Origin of the sequence: Amycolatopsis arida, assembly GCF_900115565.1 — a bacterium.
Taxonomy (GTDB): Bacteria; Actinomycetota; Actinomycetes; order Mycobacteriales; family Pseudonocardiaceae; genus Yuhushiella; species Yuhushiella arida.
Genome location: NZ_FOWW01000008.1, coordinates 219,794 through 238,382, shown reverse-complemented (window position 1 = coordinate 238,382; position 18,589 = coordinate 219,794). Strand labels below are relative to the sequence as shown.

The 18,589-nt window shown below is 73.9% G+C and carries 22 protein-coding genes and 1 pseudogene; 16 read left to right on the top strand and 7 right to left on the bottom strand.

The features are described 5' to 3' along the window. The first annotated feature begins 25 nt into the window (after positions 1-25). The 3 genes from BM051_RS21965 to BM051_RS21955 all read left to right on the top strand — a co-directional run bounded on the left by BM051_RS21965 (position 26) and on the right by BM051_RS21955 (position 2,607). Positions 26-850: a shikimate dehydrogenase gene (locus BM051_RS21965; RefSeq protein WP_092533615.1), complete on the top strand. Its 825-nt coding sequence runs from the start codon at positions 26-28 to the stop codon at positions 848-850. Positions 851-1,059: 209 nt separating this feature from the next. Further along, a complete protein-coding gene (locus tag BM051_RS21960) occupies positions 1,060-1,650 on the top strand; it encodes a GrpB family protein (protein ID WP_092533612.1) in 591 nt (196 codons plus the stop codon). A gap of 9 nt (positions 1,651-1,659) precedes the next feature. Then, complete coding sequence (locus BM051_RS21955; RefSeq protein WP_092533609.1) at positions 1,660-2,607, top strand: D-2-hydroxyacid dehydrogenase family protein; 948 nt, start codon at positions 1,660-1,662, stop codon at positions 2,605-2,607. Here BM051_RS21955 and BM051_RS21950 read toward each other — a convergent pair. From BM051_RS21950 to BM051_RS21935, 4 genes are all read right to left on the bottom strand, one after another. After that, entirely contained in the window at positions 2,598-3,419 is an 822-nt protein-coding gene (locus tag BM051_RS21950) for a serine hydrolase domain-containing protein (protein WP_092533606.1), read from the bottom strand. The genes BM051_RS21955 and BM051_RS21950 overlap by 10 nt on opposite strands. 98 nt (positions 3,420-3,517) lie before the next feature. Beyond that, the gene (locus BM051_RS21945) at positions 3,518-3,784 is read right to left on the bottom strand and encodes an HPr family phosphocarrier protein (protein ID WP_092533603.1); all 267 of its coding nucleotides are present in this window, start codon (positions 3,782-3,784) and stop codon (positions 3,518-3,520) included. A 28-nt stretch (positions 3,785-3,812) separates the two neighbouring features. Beyond that, complete coding sequence (locus BM051_RS21940) at positions 3,813-5,123, bottom strand: PTS transporter subunit EIIC (RefSeq protein WP_092533601.1); 1,311 nt, start codon at positions 5,121-5,123, stop codon at positions 3,813-3,815. Continuing rightward, a complete protein-coding gene (locus BM051_RS21935; protein ID WP_092533598.1) occupies positions 5,120-5,902 on the bottom strand; it encodes a GntR family transcriptional regulator in 783 nt (260 codons plus the stop codon). The genes BM051_RS21940 and BM051_RS21935 overlap by 4 nt, the downstream gene beginning before the upstream one ends. A gap of 217 nt (positions 5,903-6,119) precedes the next feature. Between BM051_RS21935 and BM051_RS21930 the strand changes: the two genes are divergently transcribed. Beyond that, positions 6,120-6,356: a PTS sugar transporter subunit IIB gene (locus BM051_RS21930; protein ID WP_092533595.1), complete on the top strand. Its 237-nt coding sequence runs from the start codon at positions 6,120-6,122 to the stop codon at positions 6,354-6,356. Positions 6,357-6,393: 37 nt separating this feature from the next. Continuing rightward, the gene (locus BM051_RS21925) at positions 6,394-6,852 is read left to right on the top strand and encodes a PTS sugar transporter subunit IIA (RefSeq protein WP_424923303.1); all 459 of its coding nucleotides are present in this window, start codon (positions 6,394-6,396) and stop codon (positions 6,850-6,852) included. A gap of 64 nt (positions 6,853-6,916) precedes the next feature. Here BM051_RS21925 and BM051_RS28645 read toward each other — a convergent pair whose 3' ends face one another. Further along, positions 6,917-7,192, bottom strand: coding sequence for a QcrA and Rieske domain-containing protein (locus tag BM051_RS28645; RefSeq protein ID WP_166677805.1), 276 nt, complete (start codon positions 7,190-7,192; stop codon positions 6,917-6,919). A 21-nt stretch (positions 7,193-7,213) separates the two neighbouring features. On the opposite strand from BM051_RS28645, the gene BM051_RS30025 reads away from it, so the two are divergent. From BM051_RS30025 to BM051_RS21880, 8 genes and pseudogenes are all read left to right on the top strand, one after another. Continuing rightward, a complete protein-coding gene (locus tag BM051_RS30025; RefSeq protein WP_166677804.1) occupies positions 7,214-7,528 on the top strand; it encodes a Rossmann-fold NAD(P)-binding domain-containing protein in 315 nt (104 codons plus the stop codon). 310 nt (positions 7,529-7,838) lie between these two features. Next, on the top strand, positions 7,839-8,534 hold the full coding sequence (locus BM051_RS30020) for a prepilin peptidase (protein WP_243859694.1): 696 nt from the start codon (positions 7,839-7,841) through the stop codon (positions 8,532-8,534). A 35-nt stretch (positions 8,535-8,569) separates the two neighbouring features. Continuing rightward, a complete protein-coding gene (gene aroC / locus BM051_RS21910) occupies positions 8,570-9,757 on the top strand; it encodes a chorismate synthase (protein WP_092533589.1) in 1,188 nt (395 codons plus the stop codon). Beyond that, positions 9,754-10,260, top strand: a pseudogene (locus tag BM051_RS21905) (shikimate kinase); the annotation flags it as partial. The gene aroC and the pseudogene BM051_RS21905, both read left to right, overlap by 4 nt. A 143-nt stretch (positions 10,261-10,403) precedes the next feature. Further along, positions 10,404-11,510 (top strand): 3-dehydroquinate synthase, encoded by a 1,107-nt coding sequence (aroB, locus tag BM051_RS21900; RefSeq protein ID WP_092533583.1) that lies wholly within the window; start codon positions 10,404-10,406, stop codon positions 11,508-11,510. Positions 11,511-11,556: 46 nt separating this feature from the next. Beyond that, positions 11,557-11,997, top strand: a complete 441-nt coding sequence (gene aroQ, locus BM051_RS21895; protein ID WP_243859692.1) for a type II 3-dehydroquinate dehydratase — start codon at positions 11,557-11,559, stop codon at positions 11,995-11,997. A gap of 10 nt (positions 11,998-12,007) precedes the next feature. Then, the gene (locus tag BM051_RS30015; RefSeq protein ID WP_243859691.1) at positions 12,008-13,642 is read left to right on the top strand and encodes a GNAT family N-acetyltransferase; all 1,635 of its coding nucleotides are present in this window, start codon (positions 12,008-12,010) and stop codon (positions 13,640-13,642) included. A gap of 162 nt (positions 13,643-13,804) precedes the next feature. Continuing rightward, positions 13,805-15,316: a glycoside hydrolase family protein gene (locus BM051_RS21880; protein WP_092533576.1), complete on the top strand. Its 1,512-nt coding sequence runs from the start codon at positions 13,805-13,807 to the stop codon at positions 15,314-15,316. Here BM051_RS21880 and BM051_RS21875 read toward each other — a convergent pair. Beyond that, on the bottom strand, positions 15,283-15,756 hold the full coding sequence (locus BM051_RS21875) for a B-4DMT family transporter (protein WP_166677802.1): 474 nt from the start codon (positions 15,754-15,756) through the stop codon (positions 15,283-15,285). The two genes, BM051_RS21880 and BM051_RS21875, sit on opposite strands and share 34 nt — an antisense overlap. A gap of 71 nt (positions 15,757-15,827) precedes the next feature. On the opposite strand from BM051_RS21875, the gene BM051_RS21870 reads away from it, so the two are divergent. The 3 genes from BM051_RS21870 (at position 15,828) to nusB (ending at position 18,022) form a co-directional block, all read left to right on the top strand. Further along, the gene (locus BM051_RS21870) at positions 15,828-16,931 is read left to right on the top strand and encodes a M24 family metallopeptidase (RefSeq protein WP_092533570.1); all 1,104 of its coding nucleotides are present in this window, start codon (positions 15,828-15,830) and stop codon (positions 16,929-16,931) included. A gap of 63 nt (positions 16,932-16,994) precedes the next feature. After that, positions 16,995-17,558, top strand: a complete 564-nt coding sequence (gene efp, locus BM051_RS21865; RefSeq protein ID WP_092533568.1) for an elongation factor P — start codon at positions 16,995-16,997, stop codon at positions 17,556-17,558. A 20-nt stretch (positions 17,559-17,578) separates the two neighbouring features. Further along, positions 17,579-18,022, top strand: a complete 444-nt coding sequence (gene nusB, locus BM051_RS21860; protein WP_243859690.1) for a transcription antitermination factor NusB — start codon at positions 17,579-17,581, stop codon at positions 18,020-18,022. Positions 18,023-18,063: 41 nt separating this feature from the next. Here nusB and bldD read toward each other — a convergent pair whose 3' ends face one another. Then, entirely contained in the window at positions 18,064-18,552 is a 489-nt protein-coding gene (bldD, locus tag BM051_RS21855) for a transcriptional regulator BldD (protein ID WP_003096372.1), read from the bottom strand. Between the last annotated feature and the right edge of the window lie 37 nt (positions 18,553-18,589).

Genomic DNA, 18,589 nt, shown 5'->3' with positions numbered 1-18,589 from the left:
TGGCACGGGGGGCTGCCGGGCCGCCGTGCTCGGCAAGCCGGTCGCGCACTCGCTGTCCCCGGTGCTGCACGAGGCGGCCTACCGGGCGCTGGGGATGTCCGGTTGGACCTACGAGCGAATCGAGGTGGACGAGGCCGGGCTGCCCGAGCTGGTCGCGGGGCTCGGCCCGGAGTGGGTCGGGTTGTCGGTGACCATGCCGGGCAAGCGGGCGGCCCTGGACCTCGCCACCAGTGCCACGGCGCGGGCGGCGGCGGTCGGCGCGGCCAACACCCTGGTCCGCGCGGACGGCGGGTGGCTGGCGGACTGCACCGACGTCGACGGGGTCACCGGGGCGCTGCGCGCGGCCGGGAGCCTCACCGGCGGCGCGGGCACCGGTGTGGTGCTCGGGGCGGGTGGCACGGCCGCGGCCGTGGTGGTGGCCTTCGCCGAGCTGGGCCTGACCGGGGCGCGGCTGGTGGTGCGCGAGCCGGCCAGGGCGGAGCGGACCGCGGCGGCCGCCCGGAGGGCCGGGCTGGCCGTCACCGTGTCCCGCTGGTCCGATGTGGACTTCACCGAGCTGGCCGCGGCACCGGTGGTGGTGAGCACGGTGCCGGCCGGGGCGCTGGGCCCGCACGTCGACCACCTCGCCGGGGCGCGGTGCCTGCTCGACGTGGTGTACCACCCGTGGCCCACCCCACTGGCCGAGGCCGTCGACGCCCGCGGCGGCCGGCTGGCCACCGGGCTGGACATGCTGCTGCACCAGGCGTTCGGCCAGGTGGAGCTGTTCACCGGCCGGCCGGCCCCCCGGGAGGCCATGCGCGACGCGCTCCGTGCCGCCACCGGCGACATCCTCCCGCTCCCCCTGACCTGACACCCGCCCACCGGCGTGTTCGCCACCCACGTTGCCGTGTTCGCTACCCACGTCGCCGTGTTGGCCGCCCACGTCGCCGTGTTGGCCGCCCACGTCGCTGTGTTTGCCGGTCACGGCGTCGACCTGGCGCCGGGCGGCTCCGGCGCCGTTGCCGCCGTCCGGTGATCAGGGTTACGTTGGTCGACTGCCGTCCGGAAGGAGCCGACCGCATGCCCAAGCCGCACCGGGCCGACTACACCGACGCCGACCTCGAGGCCATCTGGGTCGACGGGCCGCCACCGCTGAACTCCACCGTCACCCTTGCCGACTACGACCCGGAGTGGCCCCGGCGGTACGAGCGGGAGGCCGCGCGCCTGCGCCGCGCGCTGGGCGACCGGGTGGTGCTGCTGGAGCACGTCGGCTCCACCTCGGTGCCCGGCCTGTGCGCCAAGCCGATCGTCGACATCCTGCTGGTGGTGCCCGACTCCGCCGACGAGGACGGCTACGTCCCCGCGCTGGAACGGGCCGGGTACCGGTTGGTGATCCGGGAGCCGGACTGGGAGCGGCACCGGGCCTTCAAGGGCCAGGACACCGACGTGAACGTGCACGTGTACTCACCGGACAGCGGGGAGATCGCCCGACTGCTGACCTTCCGCGACCACCTGCGCCGCCACCCGGCCGACCGGGACCTGTACGCCAGGACGAAGCGTGAGCTGGCCGCGGGCACCTGGAAGTACATCCAGCACTACGCCGACGCCAAGACCGGGGTGATCGACGAGATCATGGCTCGCGCCCGCACCGCGCCGAGCCGGGGCGGCTAGCGTGGCGGCATGAAGATCGCCATCCTGGACGACTACCAGAACGTCGCGCTGCGCTTCGCCGACTGGTCGGTGCTCGACGCCGAGATCACGGTGTTCACCGAGCACGTCGCCGACCGCGACGAGCTGGTCCGGCGGCTGGCCGGTCACGAGGTGGTGGTGGCCATGCGGGAGCGCACCCCGTTCCCGGCGGAGCTGCTGGCCCGGTTGCCCGACCTGCGACTGCTGGTGAGCACCGGGCACCGCAACGCGGCGATCGACCTGGCCGCGGCGGCCCGGCACGGCGTCGTCGTGTGCGGCACCGGCTACCTGCCCGAGCCGACCGCCGAGCACACCTGGGCGCTGATCCTGGCGGCCGCCCGCAACCTGACCGTGGAGGAGCGCGCGATGCGCGAGGGCGGTTGGCAGCGCACGGTCGGCATGGGGCTGCACGGCCGCACGCTCGGCCTGCTCGGGTTGGGCCGGCTCGGGTCCAGGGTCGCGACGATCGGGCAGGCCTTCGGCATGAGCACGGTCGCCTGGAGCCAGCACCTCACCGCCGACCGCGCCGCCGAGCACGGCGTCACCGCGGTGTCCAGGGAGGAGCTCTTCGCCCGGTCCGACGTGCTCTCGGTGCACCTGGTCCTCAGCGAGCGCACCCGTGGTCTGGTCGGGGCGGCGGAGCTGGCCGCGATGAAACCCGGCGCGGTACTGGTGAACACCTCCCGCGGGCCGGTCGTGGACGAGCCGGCGCTGGTGGACGCGCTGCGCCGGGGCGCGATCCGCTGCGCGGCGCTCGACGTCTACGACGCCGAGCCGCTGCCGGCCGACCACCCGCTGCGCACCCTGCCGAACACCGTGCTCACCCCGCACGTCGGCTACGTCACCGACACCGAGTACGAGGTGTTCTACCGGGACGCGGTGGCAGACATCGCGGCCTACCGGGCCGGTGCCCCGGTCCGAGTGCTGGTTCAGCCCTGACCGCGCAGCTCGGCGAGCACGGCGTCGGTGAACGGCGGCCACGCCTCGGTCGCCCACGGCCCGAAGTCGCGGTCGGCGAGCACGACGCAGGCCGCGCTCGCGTCGGGGTCCACCCAGAGGAACGTCCCTGACTGTCCGAAGTGTCCGAACGTGCGCGGTGAGCTGGTCGCACCGGTCCAATGTGGACTCTTGTGGTCGCGGATCTCGAAGCCGAGCCCCCAGTCGTTGGGCTTCTGGTGGCCGAAGCCGGGCAGCACGCCGGCGCGGTCGGGGAAGGCGACGGTGGTGGCCTCCGCGACGGTGCGCGGGTCGAGCAGGGTGGGTCGCTGCAGCTCGGCGGCGAACCGGACGAGGTCGTCCACCGTGGAGTGCGCCCCGGCGGCGGGGGAGCCGGTGAGCGCGGTGCCCCGCATGCCGAGCGGCCCGAGCAGCGCCTCGGCCTGGTAGTCGGCGAACGGGATGCCCGAGTGCTTCTCCAACTCGGCGGTGAGCTGCTCGAAGCCGGCGTTCGAGTACAGCCGGCGGGTACCCGGCTCGGCCAGCACCTTCGGCGCGTCGAAGCCGAGCCCCGAGGTGTGCGCGAGCAGGTGCCGGATCGTGGCGCCCTCGGGCCACACGGGTGTGTCGAGCTCGACCACGCCCTCCTCGACGGCGATCAGCGCGGTGTAGGCGGTGAGCAGCTTCGTGACCGACGCCAGCGGGTAGCGGCGCCCGGTGTCGCCGTGCGCCGCGCGCACCGTGCCGTCGGCGGCGATCACCGCCGTCGCCGCGTTGGTCACCGGCCACTGGTCGATCAACCGCACACTGTCCATGCCGCCACCCTAGGCGCTGCGTTGGGGCACGCATGGAGGGGCCGGGTGACCCTGTCGGCTCGCGTCACCAGGACAGGGCCACCCGGCCACCGGGGGAACTACTCGTCGAGGTCGGTGCCGACCAGCTCGGCCACCGTGTCGACGGCCGCCTGCGCGCCGTCACCCTCGGCGCTGATCAGCACCTCGTCGCCGTGGCCCGCGCCCAGCGTCATCAGGTTGAGCACGCTGCCCGCGGCCACCGGCGTCCCGCCGTCCTTGGCGATGTGCACGGTGACCGGCTGGGCGGCGGCCGCCCTGGCGACCAGCGCCGCGGGCCTGGCGTGCAAACCGACCTTGCTGGCCACCGTCACGCGTCGCTCCGGCATGGACTGTCCTTTCGTGTCGTTCATGGGGCTAGGACTTGGTGGAATCGCCGTCGGACACCGAGCCCGCCTCGGTGGCGGTGCCGGCCGCGGAGGACCTGCCGGTCTTCGGGTCGCGAGGGGTCTCCGCGGCGATGATCTCCTCCTCGTCCTCGCGGCCGGGGGTGCGCAGGTTCCACTTGACGATCACCCAGCGGAACACGAAGTAGTAGATCACCGCGTAGACCAGGCCGATCGGGATCAGCAACCACGCCTTGCTGGCGGCCGGTGCTCCCGCGTTGAGCGCGAAGTCGATGGCGCCGGCGGAGAAGGCGAACCCGAGATGGATGTCCAGCGCGTTGACGATCGCCAGGGACAGGCCGGTGAGCACCGCGTGGATGATGTAGAGCGGGAACGCGACGAACATGAACGCGAACTCGATCGGCTCGGTGATGCCGGTGAGGAACGAGGTCAGCGCCGCCGAGACCATGATGCCGCCGACCACCTTCTTCTGGCTGGGCCGGGCGGTCTGCCAGATCGCCAGCGCCGCGGCCGGCAGGGCGAACATGAAGATCGGGAAGAAGCCGGCCATGAAGACCCCGGCGGTCGGGTCCTTCTCGTTGAAGAACTTGTTGATGTCACCGCCGTCGAGGATGAACCACAGCGGCACGTTGAGCAGCTGGTGCAGGCCGACCGGGATGAGCAGGCGGTTGAGCACGCCGTAGATGCCGCCGCCGACCACCGCGGAGCCGGTCACCGCCTCGCCGACGTTCTGCAGGCCGGCGTCGAACACCGGGAAGATCAGACCGAAGAGCACGCCGAGGAAGACCATCACGAACGCGGTGATGATCGGCACGAACCGGCGGCCGCCGAAGAAGGCGAGGTAGGGCGGCAGCTTGACCCGGTGGTAGCGCTGCCAGAGCACCGCGGTGACCAGGCCGACGAGGATGCCGCCGAACACGCTGTACGGCCACATGATCGGCCGGAAGACCCAGCCTTCCTTGAAGCCCTCCATCTCGTCGACCGGGGCGAAGACCTGCACCACCTTGTTGAACACGACCCAGCCGACCACCGCGGCGACACCCGTGGAGCCGTCTCCCTTGCGGGCGAAGCCGACCGCGATGCCGACCGCGAACAGCAGCGGCAGGTAGTCGAACAGGCCACCGCCCGCCGCGCCCACGACCTCGGCGACGCGGTTCCACCCGAGCCCGTCCTTGCCGAGCAGGTCGTCCTGGCCGAGCCGGGCCAGCAGGCCGGCCGCGGGCAGGGTGGCGATGGGCAGCATCAGGCTGCGGCCGAAGCGTTGCAGGCCGGCCAACCCCTTCCGCTGCCCCTTCGCCCCCTGGGCTGTCGTGGCGGTCATCGGGTACCTCCATGTCTGGCGAGATGGCCGAAATCCGGGGAGTTCCGGTCCAACTGCATGGTCACCTGGTAGTGATCACCCCGGTACCAGGACGTCATGTCCTCCACGGGCGCTCCCCGCACCCGGGAGACCCTGCGGAAGACGAGCAGCGGGCCGCCGGTGCGGATGCCGAGCAGCCGTGCGGTCTCACGGTCGGCCGACTCCGCCCAGACGGTCTGCCGGGCGTCGTCGAACCGGATGCCGTACCTGGTGGCGAGCTGGGTGTAGAGCGACGCGGTGAGGTCGAGGTCGAACAGCCCCGGCACGCGGCCGGCGTGGTACCACCCGCGCTCCACGGCGAGCGGCACGCCGTCGGCGCGGCGCAGCCGGCGCAGCCGGTACGCCCGCTCGCCCTCGGCAAGGCCCAGCGCCGTGCGGTTCGGGGTCGGTGGGACCTCGGTGGTCGTGCCCAACACCTCGGTGGTCGGGACCAGTCCGCGGCGGCGCATGTCGTCGGTGAACGACATCAGGTACAGCTGCAGCTCCATCCGCCGGTTGGCGGTGAAGGTGCCCTTGCCGCGCACTCGGGTCAGCAGCCCCTCCTCGACGAGTTTGCCGATCGCCGAGCGCACGGTGAGCCGGGAGACGCCGTAACGTTCGGCCAGCTCGCGTTCGGACGGGATCGCCGCGCCGGGCGGGAGCTCACTCTCGACCGTGCGGCGCAGGATCTCCCGCAGCTGGGCGTGTTTCGGTGTCGGCCCCTCGACCACCCGGTCGGCCGCGCCGGGACTCGTGGTCATGCCCGGCACCTCCGTTCCCGGGCCAGGAGGCCCGCTCGACAGCATGTCCCCGGCATTGGTACGTTCCGGTCTAGACCATTCGCTGATGGGGCAGGATGCTCCGCCGTGCGAGGGCTGTCAACCACCGTTACGGGTTCGTGTTCCGGGGTGGCGGGCATACCGGCGCACGGCGTAGTAATGCGTGCGCCGAAGGCGAGACGAGGACGAGGAGGCCGCGATGGCGGACGACAGGGCGGAACGGATTCTGGCGGCGTTGGGCGGCGCGGACAACGTCATCGAGATCGAGGGCTGCATCACCCGGCTGCGGTGCGAGTTGGAGGACGGCTCGGTCGTCGACGAGGCGGAGCTGAAGAAGGCCGGGGCGCACGGGGTGATGAAGGCGGGATCGGTCGTCCAGGTCGTCGTCGGGCCCGAGGCCGACACCATCGCCAGCGACATCCAGGACCTGCTGTGAGTGGTACGACTCCGGCGAGCGCCGGCGAGGAGGGCTCGTGACGGAACTGGTCGTGCGCAGCCCAGTGACCGGTGAGACCGTGCCGATGGCCGAGGTGCCCGACCCCGTGTTCGCCGAGGCGATGGTGGGGCCCGGCATCGCGGTGCGGCCCACCGGCGGTGCCGCGGACGCGGTCGCCCCGGTGGACGGCACGGTGGCCACCCTGCACCCGCACGCGTTCGTGATCGCCACCGAGGACGGCCGCGCCGTGCTGGTGCACCTCGGCATCGATACGGTGAAGCAGAAGGGCGAGGGCTTCACGCTGCACGTGGTGAAGGGCGAGTCGGTGCGGGCCGGGCAGCCGGTGGTCGGCTGGGACCCGGACGCGGTGGCGGCCGCCGGCTACTCGCCGATGGTGCCGGTGGTCGCACTGGACGCGAGCCCCGACGTCGTCACCGGCGCGCGGACCGGTGCCGAGGTCACGCCGGCGGAGCCGCTGTTCACCTGGAGCTCGTGACGCCCGACTGATGCTTCCGTCCTGGTGGGACGGAAGCATCAGCCGCGCCCTGGATGGCGGCCGGTCAGCCCGCCACCACGTCGCCGTTGTCCACCCTGGCCGCCACGGGCGGCAGCGGCTCGGTGGAGGGTCCCTGACGCACCGCCCCGCCGTGGGCGTCGAACACGGGGCCGTGACACGGGCACCGCAGCGCACTCCTGTCCGGCCGGACCTTGCAGCCCTGCTGCGTGCGGATGGCGCTGAACGCCGCCGCCATGGTCTCGGTCCGCCGCGACACGATGATCTCCTGGTCGTCCAGGGTGGTGATCGCGGCGGTCTCGCCGATCGGGATGTCAGCCAACGCGGTGAGCCGCTGCCCGCGGTGTCGAAGGCCGCGCGCGCCCGGTACACGGAGGCGCTCCGCCACGAGGTCTGGCACCTCGGCGTGGTGGTCTGCCTCGTCGAACCGGGCGCCGTCGCCACCAACGTGCTCGACGCGGCGACCGCCACGGGCGGCGCCATCGCCGACTACGACCGTCCCCGCGAGGCCGCTCGGCGGACCCTGCTCCGCGGCTTTCGCCGCGCAGCCGACCCGGCGGAGATCGCCACGCTCATCGCCGACATCGCCGACATCGCCGACATCGTCGGCACCAGCGGGCAGCGGCACCGGTACGGCGCGGGCCGTGACGGGCGCTGACTGCCCTACCTCGGGACCCTCCTGTCGCAGCGACTGTTCGACCATCTCCCGCGCCGTAGCTTGCGCCTGCCCACGTCCGGGAAGCCGGCCGACCCGCGCTGGTGACGTGAAGCCATGTGTTGTCGCCGGCTGTTCCTCGCCCCGTCATTCGCGCCGGTCGTGTCGCCCCTCTCGCCGGGTGCGGCGACGGCGGGTGACGGCGGCCGCCGTCACCCGTCCGCGTGGTCCTGCCCGCCGGACCGCACCGGCGGCTCCGTTCGCCCCGGCCGTTCCTTGCCGGTTCCCGCGTCCCGCTCCCACTCTGGATCCCGTGAGCTGGCACCTGGACATCGCGTTCGCGGTCCTCGCGTTCGCCGCGGCCGGGCTCGGCGTGGGCCGGGCCGGGCGGTGGGCGCTGCGTCGCTCCCGGGTGCCGATCGTCCTGCCCGTGGGCTGGTGCGAGCTGACCACGGCCGTGCTGTGGTCGGCAGTCGCCCTGCGCTGGCTCACCGGCGGCTGGCCCGCGTGGTGGCTTCCGGTGCCCCTCGCGGTCACCGGACTCGCCGTGCCGCTGGCGCTGGCCGACGCCCGGCACCTGCGGTTACCGGATGTGCTGACCCTGCCGGCGTACCCGGTGCTCGGCGCGGCGGTGGCCGTCGCGGCGCTCGCGGCGCCCGCACCGGGCCTCGCCGGCAGGGCGGCGCTGGCGGCGATCGTGTTCGGCGGGCTGCACGCGCTGGTCCACGTGGTCGTACCGGACGCGCTCGGCGCCGGCGACGTGAAGCTCGCCGGCAGCCTCGGTGCCGCGCTCGGCGCCAGCGGTTGGGCGGCGCTGCTGCTGGCGGCCTGCCTGGCCGCGGTGGTCAGCGTGGTGCTGGTGGCCGCGGCCACGCTGCGGCACGTCGTCGGTCGGCGGGACGGTCCTGGTGGGCGACGTGGCGTGCCCCACGGCGTGGGGCTGCTCGCCGGCGCGGTCCTGGCCGTGGTGTTCCCCGGAACGGAACTGGAGGTGGACATGGGTAGCTGACAGATGGCGGGCGACCACGTGACAGGATCGACGGCGTGTTGCGCTGGATAACCGCTGGTGAGTCGCACGGCCCGGCACTCGCCGCCGTGCTGGAGGGCATGGTGGCCGGGGTCGAGGTCACCACCGCCGACCTGGGCGAGCAGCTCGCCCGCAGGCGGCTCGGGTTCGGCCGCAGCCCGCGGATGGGCTTCGAGACCGACCGGGTGGAGTTCGTCGGCGGTGTGCGGCACGGCCGCACCCAGGGCGGACCCATCGCGGTGCAGATCGAGAACGCCGAGTGGCCCAAGTGGGAGAAGGTCATGGCGGCCGACCCGGTCGACCCCGCCGAGCTGGCCGGCCTCGCCCGCAACGAGCCGCTCACCCGGCCTCGGCCCGGGCACGCCGACCTCCCGGGCATGCAGAAGTACGGCTTCGCCGAGGCGCGTCCAGTGCTGGAGCGGGCCAGCGCGCGGGAGACCGCCGCCCGCACCGCGCTCGGCACGGTGGCGAGGGTGTTCCTGCGGCAGCTGCTGGGCGCCGAGGTGATCAGCCACGTGGTGTCGATCGGTGGCGCGAGGGCACCGGAGGGGCCCCTGCCGGGGCCCGAGGACCTCGCGGCGATCGACGAGAGTCCGGTCCGTGCGTTCGGCGCCGAGGCGACCGAGGCGATGGTCGCCGAGGTGGACACGGTGCGGAAAGCGGGCGACACCGTCGGCGGCGTCATCGAGGTCCTCACCTACGGCCTGCCCCCTGGGCTCGGCTCGCACGTGCACTGGGACCGGCGGTTGGACGCCCGGCTGGCGGGCGCGCTGATGGGTGTCCAGGCGATGAAGGGCGTCGAGGTCGGCGACGGCTTCACCACCGCCCGCCGGTGGGGCAGCCAGGCGCACGACGAGATCGACCCCGGCTCCGGGCCGAAGGGCGTCACCCGGCGGTCCAACCGGGCCGGTGGCCTCGAGGGCGGCATCACCAACGGTGAGCCACTGCGGGTGCGGGTGGCGATGAAGCCGATCTCCACGGTGCCGCGGGCGCTGTCCACGGTGGACGTGGCCACCGGTGAGCCGGCCGTCGCGATCCACCAGCGCTCGGACGTGTGCGCGGTGCCGCGGGCCGGCGTGGTGCTCGAGTCGGTGGTGGCGCTGGTGCTCGCCGACGCCGCGCTGGAGAAGTTCGGCGGCGACTCGCTCACCGAGACCCGCCGCAACGCCGAGGGGTACCTGCGGGAACTCGAGGAGCGGTGGTGAGCCCGCGCGCGGTCGTCGTCGGCCCTCCCGGGTCCGGCAAGTCCACCGTCGGGCGGCTGCTGGCCGAGCGGCTCGGCGTGGGGTTCCGGGACACCGACGACGACGTCGTCGCCCGTGCCGGGCGGTCGATCTCCGACATCTTCACCACGGATGGTGAGCCGGTGTTCCGCCGGCTGGAGGAGGAGGCGGTCGCCGCGGCGCTGGCCGAGCACGACGGCGTGCTGGCCCTCGGCGGCGGCGCGGTGCTGTCCTCGGCGACCAGGGTGCGGCTGCGCGGGCACGCCGTGGTGTTCCTCAACGTCGGGATGGCCGAGGGGATCCGGCGCACCGGGCTGTCCACGGCCCGGCCGCTGCTGGCCGGGGTGAACCCCAGGGCCACCTACAAGGCGCTGCTCGACGCGCGGCTCCCGCTGTACCGCGAGGTCGCCACCATGGAGGTGGACACCGACCAGGCCGGCCCCGATGAGGTCGCGGCGACCGTGGCGCGCCGGTTGCCGGCCGAGTCCGGCACGGACGAGGTCACCCCGGACAGGTCCACGGTGAACGACGCATCGGTGAACGACACATCGGTGAACGACACATCGGTGAACGACTCGGCGCCGAACGACCCGATCACGAAGGAGCCGTTCCCGGAGGGAGGAGCACGATGAGCGATCCGGTACGCATCGCCGTCGCCACCGACCGTCCCTACGACGTGGTCGTCGGCCGCGGTCTGCTGGGCGAGCTCACCGACGCCGTGCGGGACGCCTCCAAGGTCGCGGTGATCCACCCGCCCACGCTCACCACCACCGCGGAGGCCACCCGCGCCGCGCTCGCGGAGGCCGGGCTGGACGCCCACCGCGTGGAGATCCCGGACGCCGAGGACGGCAAGGCGCTGTCCGTCGCCGGGTTCTGCTGGGAGGTGCTGGGCCGGATCGGGCTCGACCGGCGCGGTGTCGTCGTGGCGCTCGGTGGTGGCGCGGTGACCGACCTCGCCGGCTTCGTGGCGGGCACCTGGATGCGCGGCGTGCGCCTGGTCAACGTGCCGACCACGCTGCTGGGCATGGTCGACGCCGCCGTCGGGGGCAAGACCGGCATCAACACCGAGGCGGGCAAGAACCTGGTCGGCGTCTTCCACGAGCCGTCCGCCGTGATCGCCGACCTGGCCACCCTGGAGACCCTCCCACCCAACGAGCTGGTCGCCGGCATGGCCGAGGTGGTGAAGGCCGGGTTCATCGCCGACCCGCGCATCCTGGAGCTGATCGAGCACGACCCGGCGGCCGCGGTGGACACCCAGGGTGACGTGCTCGGCGAGCTCGTTCGGCGCTCGATCCAGGTCAAGGCCGACGTGGTGGCCGCCGACCTGCGCGAGTCGGGGCTGCGGGAGATCCTCAACTACGGGCACACCCTCGGCCACGCCGTGGAGCGCCGCGAACGGTACCGCTGGCGGCACGGCGCCGCGGTGAGCGTCGGCCTGGTGTTCGCCGCCGAGCTGGCCCGGCTCGCCGGCCGGCTCGACGACGCCACGGCCGACCGGCACGCCGCCGTACTGCGTTCGCTGGGCCTGCCCACGACCTACGACGCCGACGCGCTGCCCCAGTTGCTGGAGGGGATGCGCAGCGACAAGAAGAACCGCGCCGGGATGCTGCGGTTCGTGGTGCTCGACGGTCTCGCGAAGCCGGGCCGGTTGGAGGGCCCCGACCCGGCGCTGCTCGCCGCCGCCTACTCGGCCGTCGCCGCCGAGTCGGCGGATGGCGGCGGAGTCCTGCTGTGATGCCGAACGGCCGGTGACCACGGCGACGACACGGAAGGACGGTGCGGTGAGCGCACGCAAGGTGTTGGTCCTGAACGGGCCGAACCTGGGCCGGTTGGGTCGGCGCGAGCCCGACGTGTACGGCTCGACGACGCACGACGACCTGGTCGCGCTGTGCGAGCGCGCCGGCGCCGAGCTGGGGATCAGCGTGGAGGTGCGGCAGACCGACCACGAGGGCGAGCTGGTGGGCTGGCTGCACGAGGCCGCCGACGGTGGGCTTCCGGTGGTGCTCAACGCCGGCGCGTGGACGCACTACTCGATCGCCGTGCGCGACGCGGCGGCCCAGCTCACCACGCCCATGATCGAGTTGCACATCTCGAACGTGCACCGACGCGAGGAGTTCCGGCACCGCAGCGTGCTGTCCGACATCGCCACCGGCCTCATCGTCGGTTTCGGCGTCGACGGCTACCCGCTCGCGCTGCGCTGGCTGGCCCGCAACGCGTGGTGAGCCGCGCGCGATGAGCGACGTCCCCGTCCTGCGCACCCCACGGCTGGTGCTGCGCGGCCTCAGCCCGGCCGACCGCGAGGCGGTGGTGGAGGTGTTCGCCGACCCGGCGACGAGCACCTATCTCGGTGCGGACCTCAGCGACGCCGAGCGGGCGCGGCGCATGGTGGAGCGGCGGATCGCTGCCGACACGCCGCCCGGCACGGGGCACTGGGTGATCGAGTGGGCCGGGGCGGTCGTGGGCCTGGCGCACCTGCGGCCGAGTGCCGAGTTGCCCGGTGGGTTGCCGGAGATCGGTTGGTATCTCGACCGCCGGCACGGCGGCAGTGGCCTGGCCACGGAGGCGGCCGCGGCGCTGCTGGACCATGGACTGCGCACGCTCGGGTTGCCCGCGGTGTGGGCGCTGGTCCACGAGGACAACGCGGCGAGCCTGGCGCTGGCCCGCCGGCTCGGTTTCCTCGACGTGGGCGGCGGCTGGCACTACGGCGGGCCGCACCGGGTGCACGTGGCGGTGGCACTTCCGGCGGCCGGAGCCGGCTCGCCGGAGCCGCCCCGGCCGGCTCGGCTCGAGGCCACGACATGGGCAACGCCGACGCCGCCATCGCTGGCACGGACAGCTGGTGCGGCGGGGTCGGGGTCGCCGGATGTGGTGGACTCGTCCGCCGCGGTGGAGGCGGAGGAGCCGCTGGCTGGGGTGAGCAGGTTGGAGGGGCGTGGGGCCGCGACGTGGGCACCGCGGACGCCGCCGTTGGCGGTATGGGCAGCTGGTGCGAAGGGGCCGGGGTCGCCGGATGCCGTGGACTCGTCTGCCGGGGCGAGGGAGGCGGCGGAGGAGCCCGCCGGGGTGAGCAGGTTGGAGCGGCGTGGGGCCGCGACGTGGGCACCGCGGACGCGGCCATCGTCGGCGCGGGCACCAGGGGCTGTGGAGCCGGGGTCGTCGGCTGGGATGGGTTCGTCCGCCGCGGGTGGGGCGGAGGAGTCGCTGGCCGGGGTGAGCGGGTCGGGGGAGTGTGGGGCCGCGACGCGGCGCCCCCCGACGCCATCGCCGCCGCGGGGGTCGGGGACCGCGGTGCCGAGGTCGCAGGGTACGTCCGGCTCGGTCGTGGCGAGGGAGGCAGCGGAGGAGTCCGCTGGGGTGGATCAGGCGGCGGAGGAGCCCGGCGGGGTGGATCGGCCGGGTGAGCAGAGCGCCGGGGCCGGGGAGGCGCCGGCACCCCTGGCGGGGCACCCGGCGATCGCCGGGCCGCCCGGGCCGGCCGGGGTGCACCACGTCGAGCTGTGGGTGCCGGACCTGGACCGCGCCGTGGCGAGCTTCGGCTGGTTGCTCGGCCGGCTCGGCTGGGTGGAGTACCAGCGGTGGCGGCACGGGGTGAGCTGGCGCGCCGGGACCAGCTACGTGGTGCTGGAGCAGTCGCCGGCGCTGACCGGGCACCGGCACGACCGCACCCTGCCCGGGTTGAATCACCTCGCCGTACACGGCCCGAGCCGCGCCGCCGTGGCCGCCCTCCACGCGGCGGCACCCGACCACGGGTGGCGGCCGCTGTTCGCCGACGCCTTCCCGCACGCCGGCGGGCCCGACCACTACGCCGCGTTCCTCGAGAACGCGGACGGTTTCGAGGTGGAAGTCGTCGCACCGCCATCCGAGTGACACACCCTCGGATCCGGGACGGCACCGGCGGCAGGCGTGCCGGTGGTCACGGCGACCCTCACGCCACCAATCCACCTGATCGGGTGAGCCCTTTCGTAGACTGGAGCGCGGCCCTGGCTGCCCAGGGTGTCCGGGGGAGGCGAACGGAGGTCCTGGGTCAGCATGCGAAGCGGTGGCCGGCTGGGCGCGTCCGCGCTGGCACTGGTGGCGAGCGCCGCGCTCGTCGCCGGGTGCACGGCCAGCACCGCGGAGCCGCACGCGGAGGGCGCCAACCCTGGTGCCATCGGCGGACGGACGGCCGCCCCCGCGCCGGAGCCACCGCCCCCGACATCGCTCGCGGTGGACAACGGCCGCGAGTCCCCCGGCCTGGTCGCCGCCGGCGGCGCCGACGCCGTCTACAACTACGGCCCCGCGCTCATGGTCGAGGGGAGCCGCGTCCGGATGTGGTGGTGCAGCCAGTACGGCAGCGCCCCACCCGCCGGCGACGACATCCTCCACGCCGAGGCGGCCACCCCGGCCGGCCCGTTCACCGGCCCCGGTGGCGCCCCGCCGGTCGCGGTGCTCTCCGGCGCCCCCGGCGAGTTCGACGGCGTCCACACCTGCGACCCGTCCGTGCTGCGCGTCGGCGGCACCTACTACCTGTACTACACCGGCGCCGCCGGCGACCACGCGCACGGCAACGCCATCGGGCTCGCCACCAGCACCGACGGCGTGCACTGGGACCGCGCCGGCGCCATCCTGCACCCGGCGCACGACGTCGCCAGGGACAACGTCTACGGCGCCGGCCAGCCGGCCGCGGTCCACCTCGACGGCTGGTTCTACCTCATGTTCACCGACACCACCGGCGCCGCGGCCGGCTGGAACGGCGCCGGCCAGTTCGTGTTGCGCTCCCCGGACCCGACGTTCCGCACCGGCGTGCAGGCGCTGGGCGCGGATGGCTTCACCCCGGCGCCGAGCACCTCCGCCCCGCGGACGAGCTCCCTCGTCGACGCGTTCAGCGCGGACCTGATGTGGGTGGACGCGCTGGACGCGTTCGCCATCGCCCACGAGACCGACGAGGGCACCACGATCACCTTCTGGGACCGCGACTTCGCCCGCAATCCCTACCACCCGGTGCTGATCCCCGGCCCCTGGCAGGAGGGACCCGGCCTGCTCCGCCAACCCGACGGGCACGCCCCCGTCTCGCCCGCCGACCCGTGCGGCCGGGTGCCGCTGGACGTGGTGCGGGCGACCGTCCTCGGCGCAGCCGGCGCACCCACCGACCTCCGGCACTTCGGTATCGACCTGCACGGCGTCGACGCCTGCGGCGAGCCGGAGCGCGCGCTCGCGGTGCTGGACGGCGTCGCCATGCCCTCACCGGTGCGGACCATGGACCTCGTCACCGGTGGCACGGTGGTGCGGGTGGAGCGCCGCTCCGTGGCCGCCGAGCTCGCCGACGTCGTGCTCGACCGCAGGCTGCCGGTGCTCGACGGGATCCCGGTGACCGCCCGGCTGGCGCCCGCCGCGCCCGCGGTGCGGGCCGACGGCGTGGGCACCGGGCTGCTGCTCGACGACAACCGGCTGTGGCCGGTCGCCTCGGCGCGGGCGGTGGAGCTCAACGGCTCCCCGATCGCGCCGGTCACCCGGCAGCAGTGGATCGGCTACCCGGCCGGCGTCGTCCTGGACGGCCGCTGAGCCGTGCCGTCCGCGTCCCGGTCCCCGTCACCGGCGGACTCGGTGTCCGCGTCGCCGGCGAGCTTGCCGCCGACGGCGAGACCCAGCCCGGCCGGGATCAGGACGAGCAGCGCGGTGAACGCCGCGCCGCCGGTGAGCGCGGGCCCGAGCGCGGCCAACCCGGTCTGGTCGACCAGGACCGCCTTGCCCACCACGGTGAGCAGCCCGGACAGCGGCCCGGCCACCAGCGCGCCGACGAACCACGCCCGCCCGCGGTCGGGGACACCGAGCCAGGCGTCGAGCGCGCTCCACAGCGCGGCGGCGCCCACCAGCACGGCGATCAGGATCACCGTCAGCACGGTGAGGTCGCCGGGCCGGAACGCCTCGATCTTGGCGAGCGCGACCGCGGCCGCGGCGTGCAGCACCGCCATGCCGAGCGCGCGAGTCAACCAGGAGGGCATCGCCCCACTGTAGATCCCCGGTACCCGTCCCGGGACCCCACTCACCCGCGGCCGGCTGGGATACTGCGCCCATGCCCGAGATCCATGCCGGCAGGAGGGCCGCGCTGCGCGCGCTGCTCACCGAGGCCGAACCGCCGTTAGACGCGCTGCTCGTCACCGACCTGGTGAACATCCGCTATCTCACCGGGTTCACCGGCTCGAACGCGGCGCTGCTGGTGCACGCCGGGGGAGAGGCGGACACGGTGTTCTGCACCGACGGCCGCTACCGCACCCAGGCCGCGGCCGAGGTGCCGGACCTGGAGCGGGTGATCACCCGGCCGAGCGCGCTGGAGCTGGCCGGCCGCGCCGCCGGGCGCCGGGAGACGTACCTGCGCACGGGCTTCGAGAGCCAGCACGTCACGGTCGAGGCACACGACCAGCTCGCCGAGCGGGCGGAGGGCGTGGAGCTGGTCCGCGCTCCGGGCCTGGTGGAGCGACTCCGCGCGGTCAAGGACGACACCGAGGTGGCGGCGCTGCGCCGGGCGTGCGCGGCGGCCGACCGGGCACTGGCCGAGCTGGTCGAGCGGGGCGGGCTGCGGCCGGGGCGCACCGAGCGGGAGGTGGCCAGGGACCTGGAGTCCCGCATGCTCGATCACGGCTCTACCGGCCCGTCGTTCGACACCATCGTGGCCGCCGGCGCGCACTCGGCGATCCCGCACCACCGGCCCACCGACGCCGTGCTGGCCAGCGGCGACTTCGTGAAGTTGGACTTCGGCGCCGTCGTCGACGGGTACCACTCCGACATGACCCGGATGGTCGTCCTCGGCGAGCCGGCGGCGTGGCAGCGCGAGCTGTACGACCTCGTGCTGCGGGCGCAGGCGGAGGGCAGCGCCGCCGTCCGGCCCAGCGCCGACGTGACCGCGGTGGACCGCGCCGCGCGCGAGGTGATCGAGCGGGCCGGGCACGGCGAGGAGTTCGGCCACGGCCTCGGGCACGGCGTCGGCCTGCAGGTGCACGAGGCGCCGAGCCTGGCCGCCACCGGCGCCGGTACACTGTCCGCCGGTATGGCGGTCACCGTGGAACCCGGCGTGTACCTCGCCGGTCGCGGTGGCGTCCGCATCGAGGACACGCTCGTCGTGCGGGACGGCAGTCCCGAGGTCCTCACCCTGAGCCCCAAGGAACTCGTGGTCGTCTGAGCCCGGCCGCCAACGACGACGCCGACGACCGCGAGACAACGACGTACAGGAGAGCACTCACCCGTGGCCACCACCAACGACCTGAAGAACGGCATGGTCCTCAACCTCGACGGCCAGCTCTGGTCGGTCGTCAACTTCCAGCACGTCAAGCCGGGCAAGGGTGGCGCGTTCGTGCGCACCACGCTGAAGCACGTGCTGTCCGGCAAGGTCGTGGACAAGACGTTCAACGCGGGCACCAAGGTCGACACCGCGACGGTGGACCGCCGGCAGATGACCTACCTGTACAACGACGGCTCCGACTACGTGTTCATGGACGCCGACACCTACGACCAGATCACCGTGCCGAAGGAGACCGTCGGCGACGCGGCCAAGTACCTGTTGGAGAACACCGAGGTCCAGGTCGCGATGCACGAGGGCAACCCGCTGTACGTCGAGCTGCCGGCGTCGGTCGAGCTGGTCGTCCAGCACACCGACCCCGGGTTGCAGGGCGACCGATCCACCGGCGGCACCAAGCCGGCCACGCTGGAGACCGGGGCGGAGATCCAGGTGCCGCTGTTCCTCAGCAGCGGCGAGAAGGTCAAGGTCGACACCCGCGACGGCCGCTACCTGGGCCGTGTGTCCAGCTGAGCGGCGAGGTGAGACCACAGGTGAGCGCCGAGCGCAGGCCGAGGGCGGGAGGGCGGCACGCCTCCCGCAAGCGGGCCGTGGAGATCCTCTACGAGGCGGCGCAGCGCTCGGCCGACCCGGTGGAGCTGCTCGGTGAGCGGGTCGGCTCGACCGACGTGGAGCCGATCAGCGACTACACGATCTCGCTGGTCGAGGGGGTGTGGGCGCGCCGGGAGCGGATCGACGAGCTGCTCGCCGAGCACGCGCACGGGTGGACGCTGGAGCGGATGCCGCCGGTGGACCTGGCGGTGCTGCGGGTCGGCGTGTACGAGCTGCTGTGGGGCACCGACGTGCCCGATCCGGTGGCGATCGACGAGGCGGTTGGCATCGCCAAGGAGCTGTCCACGGAGGACTCGCCGCGGTTCGTCAACGGCGTGCTCGGCCGCATCGGCAACATCGCCGACCGGCTGCGCGCGGTGCTCTGACCTGGGATTTTCCAGGTCGGGCACCGCCCGCGGCCGGCGGCTCAGTCCTCCTTCGAAGGGCGCGCCTCGGGCGGCAGCACCCCCCAGTCGATCAGCTGCTCGGTGAGCTCACCGGGCGTCATGTCGTAGATGATCGCCAGCGACCGCAGGTCCTCGGTGCGGATGGACAGCACCTTGCCGTTGTAGTCACCACGCTGGCTCTGGATGGTCGCCGCGTAGCGGGCGAGCGGGCCCACCTTCTCCGCGGGCAGCTGCTGCAACCGTTCCAGGTTGATCACGATCTTGGTGGCGGGCTCGGCGCCGGACGGCACCCTGCCCTCGGGCAGCAGCTCGACCACCGGGACACCGTAGAAGTCGGCCAACTCGGCCAGCTTCTGGACGGTGACCGCCCGGTCGCCGCGTTCGTACGAGCCGACGACCACGGCCTTCCAGCGCCCGCCGGACTTCTGCTCGACCCCGTGGAGGGACAGGCCCTGCTGCTGGCGGATCCCGCGGAGCTTGGCCCCGAGCGCCTTGGCGTAATCGCCCATCTGGTGGTTCTCCGTTTCCTCGCCCCGCTCGATCGGG